The organism is uncultured Roseobacter sp. (assembly GCF_947495025.1).
In the GTDB taxonomy this organism is placed as follows: Bacteria; Pseudomonadota; Alphaproteobacteria; order Rhodobacterales; family Rhodobacteraceae; genus Roseobacter.
The window spans coordinates 269,213-285,968 of sequence record NZ_CANLXG010000002.1; the positions used below are offsets into that span (position 1 = coordinate 269,213).

Consider the following 16,756-nt stretch of genomic DNA (forward strand, 5'->3'; position numbering starts at 1 on the left):
CCCGGTGCCACGACAGGACTGAACCTGTGGAATCGCACATTCGCCTGCTTGCCCGTCCCGACCTGCGTCCCTATAAGGTGGAAAATCGCCTGAGGTTACCGCCATGACGTTTCCGCACCGACATCTGCTTGGTATCGAGGCCCTCCGCCCGGCGGAAATCACCACCCTTCTTGATCTCGCCGATCAGTATGCCGCGCTCAACCGTCAGCCGGACAAACATGCAGACGCGCTGGCCGGGCTGACCCAGATCAACATGTTCTTCGAGAACTCCACCCGCACACAGGCCAGCTTTGAAATTGCGGGGAAACGTCTGGGCGCAGACGTTATGAACATGGCAATGCAGGCCAGCTCTCTGAAAAAAGGCGAAACACTGATCGACACGGCGCTGACGCTCAATGCCATGCACCCTGACCTTCTGGTGGTCCGCCATCCGCATTCGGGAGCGGTCGATCTGCTGGCGCAGAAAGTGAACTGCGCGGTGCTGAACGCCGGCGACGGACGTCACGAGCATCCGACGCAGGCACTGCTGGATGCTCTGACCATCCGACGCGCAAAGGGCCGCCTGCACCGGCTGTCCATTGCAATTTGCGGCGATATTGCACACAGCCGCGTGGCGCGCTCCAATATCATGCTGCTGGGGAAAATGGAGAACCGTATCCGTCTGATTGGTCCGCCCACGCTTATGCCGGCAGGTATTTCGGAGTTCGGCGTCGAAGTCTATGACAACATGGCCGAAGGTCTGCAGGACGTGGATGTGGTCATGATGCTCAGATTGCAGAAAGAGCGCATGGACGGCGGTTTTATCCCGTCCGAGCGCGAATATTACCACCGCTTCGGGCTGGATGCAGAAAAGCTGTCCCATGCGGCACCTGATGCCATCGTCATGCACCCCGGTCCGATGAACCGTGGGGTCGAGATCGACGGGACACTGGCAGACGACATCAACCGCTCTGTCATTCAGGACCAGGTGGAGATGGGTGTCGCCGTGCGTATGGCCGCGATGGACCTGCTGGCCCGCAATCTGCGCATGACCGGCGAAGGTGCGGCATGAGCAAAGCCATCGAAATTCCGGCAGGTGAAACGAGCAAAATCCGGGTTTTTGCCATCAATCGCCCGGTCCCGGACATGCAGACACTCCTGAAAAGCGCCCCGGTGCCCGATGTTGCGCGCGAACTGCTCGCGGATCCGCATCTGAATACCGCGGGCGCCGAGGTTTTCCCGATGGCTGACCTCGCGGGCGTGGGTCTTGCCGCATATCTCAGTGACGGGTACGCGGTCACCGACGAGGCCCTGAGCCCGGACAGGGCGAAGCTCGATGCTCTTGAGGGCTACGTTCTGCTGGTCTTTTCCGACAGCTTTGCAGGTCAGCCACACCGGCTTGAACCGGGATCGGATGTGACCCTGATCGGCACCTATCCCGAGTTCCGTCCCGGCGCAGCAACCGGATCGCTTACGGCGGACAGTGCCCTGCCCTATACCGGCGTTCCGGGCGTTGTACCTGCCACATCGTCGCGCAACGGGGTCGGGAGCATGGTTGTGCTGACGATCGCGGCAGCTCTGTTATTGCTGGCATTGTGGTGGTTTCTGACATGACAACGAGAAAGACAGCATAATGAACGAACCCAAAGACCCGAAGATGTCAGGTCGCATCGCGATGATCGCCCTGCTGGTGGCCTTTGCGCTGGTTGGTCTGATGGTGTGGGTCGGGGCCTGATAACATGAGCAGACTGGCCTTTTTGAACGCACGCCTCGTCGATCCGGAAAGCGACGAGGTTTCCGTTGGCGCTGTACTTGTCGAAAACGGAACGATCGGGGATGTTATGACAGGCCAGATACCTGCCCCCTCAGAAGGCCGGGTCATTGACTGCGGTCTGCGGTATCTGGCCCCGGGTCTGGTCGATCTCGGCGTAAAGGTCTGCGAACCGGGAGAACGTCACAAAGAGAGCTATCGGTCCGCCGGCCTCGCCGCCGCTGCGGGCGGTGTCACGACAATGATCACCCGTCCGGATACCACACCGGCTATCGACAGCCCTGAAACACTTGAATTCGTCACGCGTCGTGCCAACGAAGCGGCACCAGTCAATGTTCTGCCGATGGCCGCCCTGACCAAGGAACGTGCCGGCCGGGAAATGACAGAAATCGGTTTTCTGATGGACGCCGGCGCGGTCGCTTTCACCGACTGCGACCGTGTTGTCACGGACACTAAGGTTTTCTCGCGCGCGCTGACATACGCGCGGTCCCTCGGGGCTCTTGTCATTGCGCACCCACAGGACCCCGGTCTGAGTGCCGGGGCTGCCGCCACATCGGGAAAGTTCGCCTCGCTGCGGGGTCTGCCGGCGGTCTCTCCGATGGCCGAACGCATGGCGCTGGACCGTGATCTGTCGCTGGTGGAGATGACCGGCGCAAAATATCACGCCGACCAGATTACCTGCGCACGGGCATTGCCCGCACTTGAACGGGCCAAGGCCAACGGGCTCGATGTAACCGCGGGCACATCGATCCACCACCTGACCCTCAATGCTCTGGACGTGGCCGACTACCGGACCTTTTTCAAGATCAAACCACCGCTGCGCGACGAACAGGACCGGCTTGCGATTGCTGATGCGGTGAACAGCGGGCTGATTGATGTGATCTCGTCAATGCACACACCCCAGGACGAGGAAAGCAAACGTCTGCCTTTTGAAGAAGCCGCCTCTGGCGCCGTTGCCCTCGAAACACTGCTGCCCGCGGCGATGCGGCTGTGGCACAGCGGGCTGGTCAGCCTGCCGGCACTGTGGCGCGCCATGTCGCTCAACCCGGCGCGCAGGCTTGGCCTCGACACGGGCCGTCTGGCAAAAGGCGCGCCTGCCGATCTGGTGGTATTTGATCCCGATGCACCTTTCCTGATGGACCGCGCGACACTGCGTTCCAAATCCCGCAATACCCCCTTTGACGGCGCACGGATGCAGGGCCGGGTTCTGTCCACCTGGGTCGGAGGTACCTGCGTGTACGAAAAGCCATGATCCCCGCAATTGAAAGCACCACAGGCCTGCTGACCTTCTGGGCCGTTGCAGGCTATCTGCTCGGGTCCGTGCCCTTTGGCATGGTGCTGGCGCGTGTGATGAACCTGGGCAATCTGCGTGAGATCGGTTCTGGCAATATCGGTGCCACGAATGTGCTGCGCACTGGCAATAAAACTGCCGCTGCACTGACACTGTTGCTGGATGGCGGCAAAGGGCTGGCTGCTGTCCTGCTCGCGCGTGCAGCAGGTGGCGAGGATACCGCGCAGATCGCAGCACTGGCCGCCATGCTGGGTCACTGCTATCCGGTCTGGCTGCGTTTTTCGGGCGGCAAGGGTGTCGCGACCTTTCTTGGCATTGTTCTGGCGCTCAGTTTTCCGGTGGGCGCTGGCTGTTGTATTGCCTGGCTGATCGGTGCTTTCGCGGTGCGGATATCCTCGGTCGGTGCACTGGTATCCGCCGCATCAGCACCGGTGCTGATGCTGTTTCTGGGCATGTCTTCCGCCATATTGCTGGGGCTGTTGCTGGCATTACTTATTTTCTGGCGGCACCGGGCCAACATTGCCCGGATCATCGCCGGTGAAGAGCCGCGGATCGGACAGAAATCCTGATGCCCTCGCCAGGCAAAGGTTTTGCCGGCGCACTTCATGCCCTTCCTGAAGGCACATTTACCGGGGTCGCCGCAGATCGCCGCTATGTGGTCACGAAATCACTGTTCAGCAATGGCCGCTCTGTAAAACTGGTCGCGGAAGAGCTGGGCGGAAACGACTATATCAGCCTCAATTTCTACAGACTGACCAGCGGTGACCAACTGTATCCCTGCGAGATGAGCATCGAGAAAGTGACGGATTTCGTGGGTGCGCTGATGCCGGATCAGTCCGACGCAGAATAGCTGCCGTCGGCATTGTGCACTTCATCACCCTGAAGGGCCGGCGAGAAAACGCAGATCAGCCGAAACGGCACGTCGCCGCGGTTTTCCACGCGGTGACGATCATGCGCATCAGGCGCATAGAGAACACCGGATGTAATGACATGGGTCTTTCCGGTGGCATGATCGGTGACGTGCCCCTCGCCCGAGACACAATAGCAGGCCTCAATGTGATGCCGGTAGTGCAGCTCGAGCTCCGCGCCCGGCAGCACCTCCGTTTCGGTCATGGAAAACCCCATGCCATCAGAACGGACGAGCAACCGCAGGCTGGTCCAGCCCGGTCCCGACGCATCGCGCGGAGTGTCTCTGAGAGATCTGCTGTCGACAACAATCATCCGTAGCTCCTGCCGTGAATATCCGAGATCAGCATTGCATGGCCGCCGGCCACATGCCACTTCTGAGTGTATGGAAAAACGACTGACCACCCCCGACGGAACCCCCGTAAGCAGGCTTGCTTTCGGCACAATGCAGTTTGGCGGACGCGCAGACCAAGCCGCTTCCCGCGAGATGTTTGAGGCCAGCCTTGATGCAGGCATAAACCATTTTGACACTGCCTATGTGTACAACGGCGGTGCATCAGAAGAGCTGCTTGGATCGATGATCGGCAACCGGCGCGACACCATGCTGATCGCAACCAAAGCCGCCTATGACGGCGGCGGGTCCCGGCAGAACATTCTGAACAGTTTCGGAGTCTCTCAGAAACGCCTCGGGCTGGATGTGATCGACGTGCTGTATATGCACCGCTTTGACCCGGACACGGACCTGCAGGAGAGTATCGAAGCGCTCGCCGGGCTGAAACAATCCGGTCGGATCAGATACATCGGCCTGTCCAATTTTGCTGCCTGGCAGGTGATGAAGGCGATCAGTATTGCCGAAAAACTCGGAGAGACCATCGATATTCTGCAACCCATGTATAACCTTGTGAAACGGCAGGCAGAGGTGGAAATCCTGCCGATGTGCGCCGACCAGAAGGTTGCCTGCGCGCCCTATTCCCCGCTGGGCGGCGGCTTGCTGACGGGCAAATACGCTGCAGGTGCGTCCGGGCGCCTGACAGAGGATGACGGATACGCACGGCGTTACGGGCCGGGCTGGATGCACGAGGCCGCGGTAAGCCTTGGCGAAATTGCGTCCGAGACCGGCACGCACGTCGCAACGCTCGCAGTCGCCTGGGCGGCCGCGCACGACAGCGGGCCAACGCCGATCATTTCAGCCCGGAACGCGGAACAGCTGCGACCGTCTCTGGACGCGCTCAGTTTCAGGATGGACGCGGAACTGTATGCCCGCCTCGCGGCCCTCAGCCCGACACCGCCACCCGCAACGGATCGCCTCGAAGAACAGTCATGACGCGGATCCTGGTCATCGGAGGCGGTATCGCTGGCCTGTCCGTTGCCGCCCGGTTGTCTGCGGACGCAGAGGTGACCGTAATCGAGGCCGAGGATTCCCTTGGGTATCATGCTTCGGGACGGTCGGCGGCGCTGATTGAACAGAACTATGGTGCGCCATCGGTTCAGGCGCTGAACCGTGCCAGTGTGGACTATCTGCGCGGTCACGACGGCGGATACCTCACGCCCCGCGGCCTGATGATCGTTGCAAACGACAAGGACAAAGAGGCTTTCGATGCTGACGTGGCCGCAATGGGCGTTCACCGGATTTCCGTCGCTGACGCCTGTGCGAAAGTGCCTGTCCTTGATCCCGGCTATGTAACCCTGGCCGCGTGGCATGCAGATGCGCATGATATTGATACCGACCGGTTGCTTCAGGGCTTTGCCCGCACGCTACGCGCCAATGGCGGCAGGGTCGTTGTAAGCCAGCGGATCACTGCTATTTCGCACGAAGATGCGCTTTGGTCGCTGCAAAGCGCTGATGACGAATGGTCCACAGATATCCTGGTCAATGCCGCGGGGGCCTGGGCGGATGAAGTGGCCGGACTGGCAGGCATCAGACCAATGGGCATCGTACCTTACCGGCGGTCTATGGCGCGGGTCGCCGCCCCGGCAGGTCACGATGTCAGCGGATGGCCGATGTTTTTTGGCGTCAGCGAAAGCTGGTACGCAAAACCGGACGCCGGTGCACTGCTGGTGTCACCCGCAGACGAAGATCCCGTTGACCCGCACGATGCATGGGCCGAGGATATGACACTCGCTGAGGGTATTGCTTTGTACGAAGAAGTTGTGACCGAGCCGGTATCGCGCATGCTGTCCAACTGGGCCGGCCTGCGCAGCTTTGCTCCCGACCGCACGCTCGTGCTGGGCCCCGATCCGGATATCCCCTCGTTTGTCTGGTGCGCAGGCCAGGGTGGCTACGGTATGCAGACCGCTCCGGCGGCCTCGCAGCTCGTGGCGGATATGGTCTTCGGCAGGCCCCCCCGACTTGCCGCAAACAGTATCGCCGCACTGCGGCCTGAGCGGCTGCGATGACCGGCCGCCTGCCGCCCAGCGCCAGCGTGGCCACACCAATCACCGGGGTCAAAATGCATGCCCCTGCGGCGATGCGGAACGCGGCGGCGCTGACCGGAATGCTGGTGCAACACGCGCCGGAAACGGGCCTGGCGCTGGAGCTGGCCAGCGGTACGGGGCAGCACATCGTTTCCTTTGCGCGACAGATGCCAGGACTGATCTGGCACCCGACTGAAATCGCCCGCGACAGAATGGCCAGTATTGACGCCTATGCGGTTGAAAGCGGCCTGGAGAATATCCGCGCGGCACAGATGCTCGACGCCACCAAACCCGGATGGTCAGAAACCAGAAATGGTTTCAGCCTGACAGTGGTCATCAACCTGCTGCATCTGATCAGCACCCCGGCGACCTGCACCGTGATCGCCGAAACCGCACAGGCGCTGGCCCCTGGAGGTACGTTTGTGATCTACGGCCCGTTCCGCCGCGATGGCACGCTGACCAGCGAGGGTGACAGCCGGTTTGATGCGGACCTGCGCCGCGCCGATCCGGCGATTGGCTACAAGAACGATGCGGATATCGACAGCTGGCTGAAAGAGGCCGGTCTTGCAGACATCACCCGCCTGGAAATGCCTGCGAACAACCTCGCCTTTGTCGCCAGACGAGCCTAGCCGTCGATCCGGATCCGGGCGTTTTTCGGATCATAGGGGCTGTCTTCGACAACTTCAGCGTCCCACAGCTGATCCAGTATCTTGACCTTCAGCTTTGTGCCCGGCCTGGCCAGATCAGGCGTTACATAGCCCATGCCGATAGATTTGCCGAAGTGCACCGAATAGCCACCGGACGTCAGTCGACCAACCCGGGTTTCGCCATGATAGAGCACCTCGCGTCCCCACGGATCGGCATCATCCGGCCCGTCAATAAGCAGCGTACAGCATCTTGCGCGCACACCGGTTTCCTCAAGCTTTTCCCGGCCATGGAAGTCTTTGGTCAGGTCAACAAACCGGGGCAGGTCAGCCTCAATCGGTGTTGCATCCCGCCCAAGCTCGGTGCCGAAAGCGCGATAGGATTTCTCCTGCCGCAGCCAGTTTTGCGCACGCGCACCGACCAGTTTCATCCCATGTTTTTCGCCGGCTTTTTCCAGCTGATCAAAAAGGTAATTCTGCATTTCGATCGGGTGATGCAGCTCCCAGCCCAGCTCGCCTGTATAGGCTACGCGGATCGCACGCACCGGGCACATACCCAGTTCGATGTTGCGCATGGTCAGCCAGGGGAACCGTTTGTTCGACAATACCGTCGCGGGGTCGGCTTCTTTGACAATCTCGTTCAGCACATCGCGGGATTTCGGCCCGGCAATCGCAAAGACACCCCATTGTGTCGTCACGTCGTGACATTCGATATAGCCAAACTCCGGCGCCTTATCCTCGATGGCCTTGCGCAGGTAGTCGGCATCATAGGCCGTCCAGGCCCCTGCTGAGACGAGATAGTATTCATCCTGTGCCAGCCGCACGATGGTGTATTCAGTCCGCGTTGTGCCGTGACCTGTCAGCGCATAGGTCAGGTTGATCCGTCCGACCGATGGGAGCCTGTTACAGGTGAACCAGTCGAGAAACTGAGTAGCGCCCGGCCCCCGAACGACGTGTTTGGTAAAGGCTGTGGCATCAATGAGACCGACGCCCTCGCGGATCGCTTTCGCTTCTTCGACGGCGTATTGCCACCAGCCACCACGACGGAAGGAACGGGCATTGTGATCAAAGTCATCCGGAGCATCGAGGGGCCCGAAATAGTTCGGCCGCTCCCACCCGTTGACCCAGCCGAACTGCGCGCCGCGCGCGGCCTGACGATCATAGGCTGGTGACGTGCGCAGCGGGCGGCAGGCCGGACGCTCTTCATCGGGGTGGTGCAGAATATAGACGTGCTCATAGCACTCCTCGTTCTTGCGCGCCGCGAATTCAGTCGTCATCCAGTCGCCGTAGCGTTTCGGATCAAGCGAGGCCATGTCGATCTCGGCCTCACCATCAACCATCAGCTGCGCAAGATAATAGCCGGTGCCGCCCGCCGCAGTTATCCCGAAGGAGAACCCCTCAGCCAGCCACATGTTGCGCATACCCGGGGCGGGTCCAACCAGCGGGTTGCCATCCGGTGTATAGCAGATCGGGCCGTTGAAATCGTCCTTGAGGCCGCTTTCCTCGCATGACGGGATGCGGTGGATCATGGCGAGGTACTGTTCTTCAATCCGCTCCAGATCAAGCTGGAAGAGATCCGCACGGAAGCTGTCCGGCACGCCATATTCAAACCGCGCCGGCGCGTTTTTCTCATACACGCCGAGGATCCAGCCACCCCGCTCTTCGCGCACATAGGACTGAGCGTCGGCGTCCCGCACAACGGGGTGTTCCACATTGCCTTCTGCGCGGAACTTCACCAGTTCCGGGTCCTGATCCATCACAATGAACTGGTGCTCGACGGGGATCGCCGGAATTTTGATACCCAGCATCTGCGCGGTGCGCTGAGCATGGTTGCCCGAGGCCGTGACCACGTGTTCTGCCGTGATAACGATCTGTTCGTCAGACGGCACCAGGTTACCGCCCCTTTCTACCATCTTTGTGGCCGTCACTTCCCAGTGCGTGCCATTCCAGTGAAAGGCATCTGCCTGCCATTTCCGCTCGATCATCACGCCGCGCTGGCGCGCGCCCTTGGCCATCGCCATCGTGACATCCGCAGGATTTATGTAGCCGTCAGTATGGTGGTAGAGCGCGCCTTTGAGGTCCTCGGTGCGGATAAGCGGCCATTTCGCTTTGATCTCGTCAGGCGTCATCCACTGATAGGGTACACCGCAGGTTTCGGCGGTGGATGCATAGAGCATATATTCGTCCATCCGCTCCTGTGTCTGCGCCATACGCAGATTGCCAACGACCGCAAAGCCCGCATTCAGACCGGTTTCTTCTTCCAGCGTTTTGTAAAAACGGATCGAATAGTCGTGAATGTGGGTCGTGGCATAGGACATATTGAAATAGGGCAGAAGACCCGCCGCATGCCAGGTCGACCCGGACGTCAGCTCATCCCGCTCCAGCAGCATTACATCGTCCCAGCCGGCTCTGGCGAGGTGATATGCGATAGATGTGCCCACGGCACCACCGCCAACAACCAGTGCTTTCACCTGCGTTTTCATGGCCCGACTCCCTCGACCTGCAATCCTGAGCTATTTCTAGAAAAGAGCGGCGCACTTTCGCCCTGCTGAGCCGACCGCACGGCGCGCAAAAACGACCTTTCCGGCACAGGATTTCCCTGGCAGCAGGTCCTCAGCGGAGGAGATCAAACACAACTGTGCCAACCGGACGCAATCCATCGGTCTGCAGAAACGCAGGATGCGTCAGAAGCCGCACAGACTGCCTGGGCTGCGTTGGCGCATTTGAGCTGGAGAACTCCGGTCCGCTGTCAGCACCCGCATCCCAGACCCACAAAGGTACGCTGACCTGTTCGCGCCACGCATCCTCTGAGCGCAGTCTGACCCCGGAGACGCCCGAAAACCAGTCCGGGCTTGGTGCCAGCATCGTTGCAAGCGAGACAAAATGGTGTTTTTCGGTGACCGGAAGAGTGAACCCAAAGGTTGCAACGCCCCCCTCTGATCCCGGAACGACGATGTGCTCGCCAACACGCCCACGCCTGGCACCTTCGGTCAGTTCTGCCTCCAGCACTCCTGTTCGCCCGTTCGTCGCGACCAGCGCCAGCCCGCTGGATGCGGTGTCACCGTCTTTGAACAACTGGTAGCGATCCGAATGGGCAAAAGCGATCAGCCGCGACCAGTGAGCGCCCTCTGGCAGGGTCGCTGCGGTGTCTGTGGACCAGTTCAGCGTGACGGTTACGGAATATGCTGCATCCTGCGCAGCGCCCGGCACGGCGCTGGTCGCAGCAAGTACGGCGGCCGCCAGAAGATGCCGCGCCGCTTGCCTGAAGCGGTTATTCCTGCGGGGCAAAGATCTTTCCCGGGTTCATAATATTCGCCGGATCAAGGGCCGCCTTGATCGCGCTCATCACGAGGGTCGCATCACCCAGTTCTGCCTCAAGGTATTTCTGTTTGCCCTGCCCGATTCCGTGTTCACCGGTACATGTCCCGCCCACAGAAATCGCAAGATCACTCAGCCAGCTGACAAAATCCTGTGCCTTCGCGACCTCTTCGGGGTCATCCATAAAGACCAGAGGCGTGACGTGAAAATTGCCGTCACCCGCGTGCCCCACAATCGGCGCAACAAGACCCAGCTCTGCGGCACGCTCCTGTGCCGCGTTAACGCAGTCAGCCAGTTTGGAAATGGGCACGCAGGCATCGGTCGCCACACCTTTGGCACCCGGCCGGTATTGCAGCATTGCCCAATAGGCATCGTGCCGTGCTTTCCACAGGCGGTTGCGCTCCTCGGGCGTGGACGTCGCCTCAAAGCCGGAACCTCCCTGATCAGCGGCAATCGCGCCAAAGATGGCTGCCTGCTCCTCCACGCCGGTTTTGGTGCCATGGAATTCCAGCAGCAGCAGTGGTGTTTCAGGCAGCCCCAGCGCTGAATACCCATTCACCGCCTGCACCATCGTCGTGTCCAGCAGTTCGATACGTGCGACCGGGACGCCGTACTGGATTACAGCGGTGACGGCCCGGCAGGCCGCATCCACTGTCGGAAACGAACACCGGGCAGAGCTGATGGCCTCCGGGATGCCCTGCAGGCGCAGTGTGATCTCGGTGATGATGCCCAGCGTTCCCTCGCTGCCGACCAGCAGGCGGGTCAGGTCGTACCCGGCCGAAGATTTTCGCGCCCGGGTGCCGGTCCGGATCACCCGCCCGTCCGCCATTACGGCCTCGACCGCAAGCACATTGTCTTTCATCGTACCATAGCGCACCGCATTGGTGCCCGAGGCGCGCGTAGACGCCATACCGCCAAGCGACGCATTGGCTCCGGGATCAATCGGAAAGAACAGTCCTTTATCGCGCAACCACGTGTTAAGATCCTCGCGCGTGACGCCGGGCTGAACACGACAATCCAGATCGTCGGCATTGACCTCCAGAACTGCGTTCATCTGGCTGAGATCAATACAGATCCCGCCTGCGGGAGCGTTCACATGCCCCTCAAGCGACGTACCCGTGCCATAAGGAATGACCGGTACATCATGCGTGGCGCAGACCTTGACGATGTCCGACACTTCGACGGTGCTGTGTGGGAAGACAACGGCATCAGGCGCCTGGTTTTCTATCCAGGTGGTCGTGTGCCCATGCTGCTCACGGATGGACTGGCCGGTCTGAAGCCGTTCGCCAAAGCTCTGTTTCAGAATGCCGGTGACGGTTTCGATACCCGTCTCATTGCGTGGAAGCGATACGATGCCTGCCAATGCTGTCTCCTTCAGTGCTTTGCCATCAGCGCCCGAGCGCAATGCCTTCGCGTCGCGGGTCGGCACCGCCCTGCAGTGTTTCACCGATGGCAATCGCATGTAAACCCGAGGTCAGCGCGCGGGCGTTCACTTCAAACCCCAGATCCGTGAGCGGCCCAGTCAGACTTTCGGCACCGGTACCGGCCTCTACATCATATGTGCCGAAGCGGTTTACAGCGTGCGGAACGGACACGGCTTCCTGAATATTCATTCCCCAGTCGAGATGCGCGATAATGCTCTCGGCCACATATCCGATGATCCGGCTGCCGCCCGGGCTGCCAATGGCAAGAACCGGGGCGTCATCTTTCATCACAATGGTCGGCGCCATAGAAGATCTCGGGCGCTTGCCGGGTTCTACCCTGTTGGCAATCGGCACACCCTCGCTGTGTGAGCGGAATGAGAAGTCCGTCAGTTCGTTGTTCAGGAGGAAACCGCGCACCATCAGCCGGCTGCCGAAGCCGTTTTCGATGGTTGTTGTCATCGACGCCACATTTCCGGCCGCATCCACAATCGAAATATGCGAGGTGGACGGAAGCTCGATCGACGCGTCATCAGCATAGTTCAGGGCATGATCGAACGCAGGATTGCCCGGGGCAACCTCTGTCAGAGCGCTTTGCCCACCCAGCTGTGCTGCGCGTTCTGCAAGATATGCGGGATCAACAAGACCCACCGCAGGCACCGGGACAAAATCGCTGTCCGCCATGTAACGGCCCCTGTCGGCGAACGCGAGGCGCGACGCATCCCCGATCAGTCTGCGCACCTGTGCATCACCGGGGCCCGCTGAGAGATCATAGCCTTCAAGCATGCCCAGGATCTGACCGACCGTCAGTGCACCCGATGATGGCGGGCCCATGCCACAGACGTCATGGGCACGGTAGGTCACACAGACCGGTGCGCGTTCTTTGACCTCATAGATACTCAGATCCGTTTCAGACAACACACCAGGATTGCCCGGAGCGGACTGCACGGTTGCCACGATATCCCGCGCGATGTCGCCGGTGTAAAAGGCGTCAGCGCCGCCTCGTGCCATCAGGCGCAGGGTTTCAGCGTACTGAGGGTTCTCAAGCGTGTCTCCGACCGCGAGCGGCACCCCTTCGGGCAGGAAATATGCCGCAGTCTCCGGGAAACGCCCCAGCCGCTCCGCGTCCGATTCCACAAGAGCTGCAAGACGTGGCGAAACCGCAAAACCCTGCTCGGCGGTTTCGATGGCAGGGGTCAGGAGGTTCTGCCATTCCAGAGCGCCCCACCTGGCATGTACCTCACCCATAAGCGCGGGTGTGCCGGGCGTCCCGACGGACAGCCCACCGACAACCGCGTCGAAGAATTTCAGCGGCTCGCCCGCAGAATCCTGAAACAATCGGGGGGTCGCATCCAAAGGCGCGGTTTCCCGCCCATCGAGTGTGGTCAGGGTCTCTGTTGCCGCATCGTAATAGACAAGAAACGCACCGCCACCGAGACCAGATGACTGCGGCTCGACCAGACCGAGCATCGCCTGCACGGCAACCAGAGCATCCGCAGCCGTGCCACCCTGTGCCAGAATGTCAGCACCGGCCTGGACCGCGAGGGGGTTGGCCGCGGCGACCATCCACTGAGATGCCTCAACAGGCTGGCGGGCGGCCTTGGCCGCGAATGCCGCCGAAATCTCCGGGGAAAGCGCCTCAAAAGCGCCTTGTGTGGCCGCTTCGGGCTGCACCGCATCGGCGGCCTGCTGGGCCTGTGCGGCTGTGGCAACTGAAAGAGCAAGAAGAGCAGCAGAAAATCGCATGATCGGTCCTTTCGGGTGACATTGATTACAGCATGGACGGAACCACCTGATCCGGTGGCCGGTGGCCGTCATCGAAGGTCTTGATGTTGATGATGACTTTTTCACCCATCTCCATCCGTCCTTCGCGGGTGGCCGAACCCATGTGCGGCAAGAGTACCACATTGCGCAGCTCACGCAGGCGTGGATTCGCCTGGGTGCCATGTTCGTAGACATCGAGTCCTGCGCCTGCGATTTCACCCGCGCGCAGCATCCGGGTCAGCGCATTTTCGTCGATCACCTCGCCACGCGAGGTATTTACGATCACAGCCTCTGGTTTCAGCAGCTTAAGACGGCGCGCATTCATAAGATGGAACGTCGACGGTGTCGCCGGACAGTTGATCGAAATGACATCCATCCGCGCGACCATCTGATCCAGGCTTTCCCACCATGTGGCATCGAGTGCGGCCTCCTGCTCGGGACGCAGGCGGCGGCGGTTATGATAGTGCACCTGCATGCCGAACGCGGTGGCCCGCCGGGCAACGGCTTGTCCGATCCGGCCCATACCCAGTATGCCCAGCCTGCGCCCGCCGACCCGCCCGCCCAGAAAAGCATTCGGCGCCCAACCGTTCCATTCGTCCGCCTGCATCACCGCCAGGCCCTCGGACATGCGGCGCAGCACGGCCAGGATCAGCGCCATGGTCATATCAGCCGTGTCATCCGTCAGAACGCCAGGTGTGTTGGACACCAGCACGCCCCGCTGGCGGGCTGTTGCGACATCAATGTGGTCCACACCAGCACCATAGTTCGCAATCAGTTTCAGGCGGTCCCCCGCCTGGCCGATCAGCGGCGCGTCGATTGTATCGGTCACAGTCGGCACAAGAACATCTGCCTCGCGCACCGCCGCAGCCAGCTCTTCGCGGGTCATAGGCTCATCACTGTCGCGCAGCGTGACATCGAACAGCTCACAAAGTCTGGTTTCGACCGCTTCGGGCAACCGTCGCGTCACAACAACACTCAACCGCGGCTTTGACATTCTGGGCCTCCCGGGACTTGGCGAACGTTCTGTTTTCATGGCATGGTGACGGAACTGGTGACGAGGCACAAGAACCCCGCACCAAGTTATGAGCAAAATAAGAATTACAGGCTGTGTTTGATGACCAGAGTATTCCGCCGGATTTTGGCCGGTCTGATCCTGTCGGCAATGACGTTCGTATCTGCAACGGCATCACAGACAGGTCCTGTGACCAATCTGCCTTTGCCGCGCTATGTGTCGATGAAGGCTTCTGAAGGGAATGTGCGTCGCGGACCGTCGCTGACACACAGAATCGACTGGGTGTTCACCCGCCGGGACATGCCACTTCAGATTACCGCAGAACACGGACACTGGCGCAGGGTCGAAGACCGCGAAGGCCAGGGCGGATGGGTCCATTATTCCCTTCTGTCAGGTGTCCGGACGGTCATCGTCGAACACGATATGCTGACCCTTCACCAGCGACCGGACACCGATGCGCCGGTTGCCGCAGCGCTGGAACTGGGCGTTATTGCGCGGCTCGGCAAATGTGAAGAGAGCTGGTGTCAGCTCAGGTCAGGAGGCTACCGGGGCTGGGCGCGCAAAGACCACCTGTGGGGCGTGGCCGCAGACGAAATCCGGGACTGACCGGGCGAACACAGATAACATGCGCCTTTCCAGGCGTGTACGTCATCCGGTTTTCTGAAACCGACCCACAAAGGAACCGACATGCGCGCAATAACCTACGACCGTTTTGGCCCGGCAGCTGACGTTCTGACCCTCGCGGAACAGGACAGTACCGCGCCCGGTCAGGGCGAGGTCGCTGTTTCGCTCGTTTACTCAGCTGTAAACCCGTCAGACGTCAAAGCACGCAGCGGAGCGCGGCCCGGTGTGACCCATCCGCCTTTTCCGACGATCATCCCCCACAGCGACGGCGCAGGGGTCATCACCAAAGCGGGACCGGGCGTAGATCCCGCGCGCATCGGTCAGCGCGTCTGGATCTGGAACGGGCAATGGCAACGGCCGTTCGGCACTGCGGCAGAAACCATAACACTTCCGGAGGCGCAGGCCGTGCCGATGCCCGATGCCATGAGCGATGAACAGGGTGCCGTTATGGGCATTCCCGGCCTGACCGCGGCGCAGGTGGTTTTCGGTGGTGGTGACGTCGCCGGCAAGACGCTGCTGGTACAGGGTGGTGCCGGCACTGTTGGCTATCTTGCTGTACAGCTGGCCAAACGGGGCGGTGCACATGTGATTGCTACTGCGCGTGGCGCCGGCATCGGGCGTTGCCGCGACGCGGGAGCGGATGCAGTGATCGATTACGCCGCTCGCGACTGTGCCGCTCAGATCCTGCAGGCAAACGCGGGGCGCGAAGTGGACCGGATCATCGAAGTTGAATTCGGCGCAAATATCGGCGTAACAGCCGAAGTCATCGCCCCATGTGGAACGGTTGCTGTTTATGGGTCGGCCCTGAACATGACGCCGGAAATCCCGTTCGGATCCTTGCTGTTCAAGGCGGTCAGTATTGATATCAGCCTCATCTACATTCTGCCCGATCCACAGCGACACGCCTGTATTGACAGGCTGCATGATGCGGTCACCGCCGGCGCGCTGCACTGCCCGGTCGCAGAAAAGGTTCCTCTGGCAGAAACTGCCCGGGCGCATGAACTGGTTGAAAGAGGCAGTCGCACGGGGGCCGTCCTGATCGACGTCCGGGCCTGAGGCCATCAATCGGACGGTTCGGCCATCGTCCCGACCGGCACTCAGGTTAATGCGTTTTTCTGGAAAACGGGTCTTGCGCGTCGCGCGTCATGGGCTTAATTACCGCACCACGTTGGGATGTAGCCAAGTGGTAAGGCAACTGTTTTTGGTACAGTGTACCGTAGGTTCGAATCCTACCATCCCAGCCACTCACACCTGATGTGACATCCGCTGAAACCCAGGACTTTCTCGGGTAACAACGCATGCCTTCCGGGATTGCACATCGTATCTGAACCGGACGGGCCTCCTGGCAATGGTCAGAGGCGGGCAAGGCGATGGCCAATTGCTTCGGATACAGGAGCCTATTGGTCTGGACGGAAGGTCCCCTACCCCCGCAACCTGCAAAAAACTCTCATCGTCAGAGCGGATCGCGCAGGCCCGGTACAGGTGCATCGTATCTGATCTCCCTGCACCCGGGCGAACACCAGGGGTGTGGTTCGACGCACTTAATCGGCCAACAGATGGCACCTGTTTCGGCTTTCTGCACGGCAGGTATTTTTGCTCTTCAGACTGCCG

The 16,756-nt window shown here is 60.7% G+C and carries 16 protein-coding genes and 1 tRNA gene; 11 read left to right on the top strand and 6 right to left on the bottom strand.

Annotated elements, in window-relative coordinates:
* Window positions 1-103: 103 nt before the first annotated feature.
* The 5 genes from Q0792_RS09400 to Q0792_RS09420 all read left to right on the top strand — a co-directional run bounded on the left by Q0792_RS09400 (window position 104) and on the right by Q0792_RS09420 (window position 3,891).
* On the top strand, window positions 104-1,051 hold the full coding sequence (locus Q0792_RS09400; RefSeq protein WP_298839375.1) for an aspartate carbamoyltransferase catalytic subunit: 948 nt from the start codon (window positions 104-106) through the stop codon (window positions 1,049-1,051).
* The gene (locus tag Q0792_RS09405) at window positions 1,048-1,593 is read left to right on the top strand and encodes a hypothetical protein (RefSeq protein ID WP_298839378.1); all 546 of its coding nucleotides are present in this window, start codon (window positions 1,048-1,050) and stop codon (window positions 1,591-1,593) included. The genes Q0792_RS09400 and Q0792_RS09405 overlap by 4 nt, the downstream gene beginning before the upstream one ends.
* A 125-nt stretch (window positions 1,594-1,718) precedes the next feature.
* A complete protein-coding gene (gene pyrC / locus Q0792_RS09410; RefSeq protein WP_298839380.1) occupies window positions 1,719-3,002 on the top strand; it encodes a dihydroorotase in 1,284 nt (427 codons plus the stop codon).
* Window positions 3,002-3,610: a glycerol-3-phosphate 1-O-acyltransferase PlsY gene (gene plsY / locus Q0792_RS09415; protein ID WP_298841818.1), complete on the top strand. Its 609-nt coding sequence runs from the start codon at window positions 3,002-3,004 to the stop codon at window positions 3,608-3,610. The genes pyrC and plsY overlap by 1 nt, the downstream gene beginning before the upstream one ends.
* Complete coding sequence (locus tag Q0792_RS09420) at window positions 3,610-3,891, top strand: hypothetical protein (RefSeq protein WP_298839383.1); 282 nt, start codon at window positions 3,610-3,612, stop codon at window positions 3,889-3,891. Before plsY ends, Q0792_RS09420 begins: the two co-directional genes overlap by 1 nt.
* On the opposite strand, the gene Q0792_RS09425 is transcribed toward Q0792_RS09420, so the two are convergent.
* Window positions 3,873-4,262, bottom strand: a complete 390-nt coding sequence (locus tag Q0792_RS09425; RefSeq protein ID WP_298839386.1) for an ectoine synthase — start codon at window positions 4,260-4,262, stop codon at window positions 3,873-3,875. The two genes, Q0792_RS09420 and Q0792_RS09425, sit on opposite strands and share 19 nt — an antisense overlap.
* Window positions 4,263-4,332: 70 nt before the next feature.
* On the opposite strand from Q0792_RS09425, the gene Q0792_RS09430 reads away from it, so the two are divergent.
* Genes Q0792_RS09430 through Q0792_RS09440 form a run of 3 tightly spaced genes read left to right on the top strand, consistent with a single transcriptional unit; the run spans window position 4,333 to window position 6,991 of the window.
* Window positions 4,333-5,271, top strand: a complete 939-nt coding sequence (locus tag Q0792_RS09430) for an aldo/keto reductase (protein WP_298839389.1) — start codon at window positions 4,333-4,335, stop codon at window positions 5,269-5,271.
* Window positions 5,268-6,344, top strand: a complete 1,077-nt coding sequence (locus Q0792_RS09435; protein WP_298839391.1) for an FAD-binding oxidoreductase — start codon at window positions 5,268-5,270, stop codon at window positions 6,342-6,344. The genes Q0792_RS09430 and Q0792_RS09435 overlap by 4 nt, the downstream gene beginning before the upstream one ends.
* Window positions 6,341-6,991: a DUF938 domain-containing protein gene (locus Q0792_RS09440; protein WP_298839394.1), complete on the top strand. Its 651-nt coding sequence runs from the start codon at window positions 6,341-6,343 to the stop codon at window positions 6,989-6,991. The genes Q0792_RS09435 and Q0792_RS09440 overlap by 4 nt, the downstream gene beginning before the upstream one ends.
* Here the strand turns inward: Q0792_RS09440 and Q0792_RS09445 are convergent.
* The 5 genes from Q0792_RS09445 to Q0792_RS09465 all read right to left on the bottom strand — a co-directional run bounded on the left by Q0792_RS09445 (window position 6,988) and on the right by Q0792_RS09465 (window position 14,503).
* Window positions 6,988-9,489 (bottom strand): FAD-dependent oxidoreductase, encoded by a 2,502-nt coding sequence (locus tag Q0792_RS09445; protein ID WP_298839397.1) that lies wholly within the window; start codon window positions 9,487-9,489, stop codon window positions 6,988-6,990. The two genes, Q0792_RS09440 and Q0792_RS09445, sit on opposite strands and share 4 nt — an antisense overlap.
* 130 nt (window positions 9,490-9,619) lie before the next feature.
* Entirely contained in the window at window positions 9,620-10,294 is a 675-nt protein-coding gene (locus Q0792_RS09450) for a spondin domain-containing protein (protein WP_298839399.1), read from the bottom strand.
* Window positions 10,278-11,687 (bottom strand): FAD-linked oxidase C-terminal domain-containing protein, encoded by a 1,410-nt coding sequence (locus Q0792_RS09455; protein ID WP_298839402.1) that lies wholly within the window; start codon window positions 11,685-11,687, stop codon window positions 10,278-10,280. The genes Q0792_RS09450 and Q0792_RS09455 overlap by 17 nt, the downstream gene beginning before the upstream one ends.
* A gap of 25 nt (window positions 11,688-11,712) precedes the next feature.
* Entirely contained in the window at window positions 11,713-13,491 is a 1,779-nt protein-coding gene (gene ggt / locus Q0792_RS09460; RefSeq protein ID WP_298839405.1) for a gamma-glutamyltransferase, read from the bottom strand.
* Window positions 13,492-13,516: 25 nt separating this feature from the next.
* The gene (locus Q0792_RS09465; protein WP_298839407.1) at window positions 13,517-14,503 is read right to left on the bottom strand and encodes a D-glycerate dehydrogenase; all 987 of its coding nucleotides are present in this window, start codon (window positions 14,501-14,503) and stop codon (window positions 13,517-13,519) included.
* Between the two features lie 168 nt (window positions 14,504-14,671).
* Here Q0792_RS09465 and Q0792_RS09470 point away from each other — a divergent pair, with 168 nt between their 5' ends.
* From Q0792_RS09470 to Q0792_RS09480, 3 genes are all read left to right on the top strand, one after another.
* Entirely contained in the window at window positions 14,672-15,127 is a 456-nt protein-coding gene (locus tag Q0792_RS09470; RefSeq protein WP_298841820.1) for an SH3 domain-containing protein, read from the top strand.
* An 81-nt stretch (window positions 15,128-15,208) separates the two neighbouring features.
* Complete coding sequence (locus Q0792_RS09475) at window positions 15,209-16,201, top strand: NADPH:quinone reductase (RefSeq protein ID WP_298839410.1); 993 nt, start codon at window positions 15,209-15,211, stop codon at window positions 16,199-16,201.
* A 113-nt stretch (window positions 16,202-16,314) separates the two neighbouring features.
* Window positions 16,315-16,389: transfer RNA gene (locus Q0792_RS09480), tRNA-Gln, on the top strand.
* Window positions 16,390-16,756 lie beyond the last annotated feature (367 nt).

Excerpts from the sequence above, each read along its gene's own strand:
- Q0792_RS09400 (WP_298839375.1), top strand. The coding sequence starts at position 104 with ATGACGTTTCCGCACCGACATCTGCTTGGTATCGAGGCCCTCCGCCCG.
- Q0792_RS09405 (WP_298839378.1), top strand. The coding sequence starts at position 1,048 with ATGAGCAAAGCCATCGAAATTCCGGCAGGTGAAACGAGCAAAATCCGG.
- pyrC (WP_298839380.1), top strand. The coding sequence starts at position 1,719 with ATGAGCAGACTGGCCTTTTTGAACGCACGCCTCGTCGATCCGGAAAGC.
- Q0792_RS09420 (WP_298839383.1), top strand. The coding sequence starts at position 3,610 with ATGCCCTCGCCAGGCAAAGGTTTTGCCGGCGCACTTCATGCCCTTCCT.
- Q0792_RS09425 (WP_298839386.1), bottom strand. The coding sequence starts at position 4,262 with ATGATTGTTGTCGACAGCAGATCTCTCAGAGACACTCCGCGCGATGCG.
- Q0792_RS09430 (WP_298839389.1), top strand. The coding sequence starts at position 4,333 with ATGGAAAAACGACTGACCACCCCCGACGGAACCCCCGTAAGCAGGCTT.
- Q0792_RS09435 (WP_298839391.1), top strand. The coding sequence starts at position 5,268 with ATGACGCGGATCCTGGTCATCGGAGGCGGTATCGCTGGCCTGTCCGTT.
- Q0792_RS09440 (WP_298839394.1), top strand. The coding sequence starts at position 6,341 with ATGACCGGCCGCCTGCCGCCCAGCGCCAGCGTGGCCACACCAATCACC.
- Q0792_RS09445 (WP_298839397.1), bottom strand. The coding sequence starts at position 9,489 with ATGAAAACGCAGGTGAAAGCACTGGTTGTTGGCGGTGGTGCCGTGGGC.
- ggt (WP_298839405.1), bottom strand. The coding sequence starts at position 13,491 with ATGCGATTTTCTGCTGCTCTTCTTGCTCTTTCAGTTGCCACAGCCGCA.
- Q0792_RS09465 (WP_298839407.1), bottom strand. The coding sequence starts at position 14,503 with ATGTCAAAGCCGCGGTTGAGTGTTGTTGTGACGCGACGGTTGCCCGAA.
- Q0792_RS09470 (WP_298841820.1), top strand. The coding sequence starts at position 14,672 with ATGACGTTCGTATCTGCAACGGCATCACAGACAGGTCCTGTGACCAAT.
- Q0792_RS09475 (WP_298839410.1), top strand. The coding sequence starts at position 15,209 with ATGCGCGCAATAACCTACGACCGTTTTGGCCCGGCAGCTGACGTTCTG.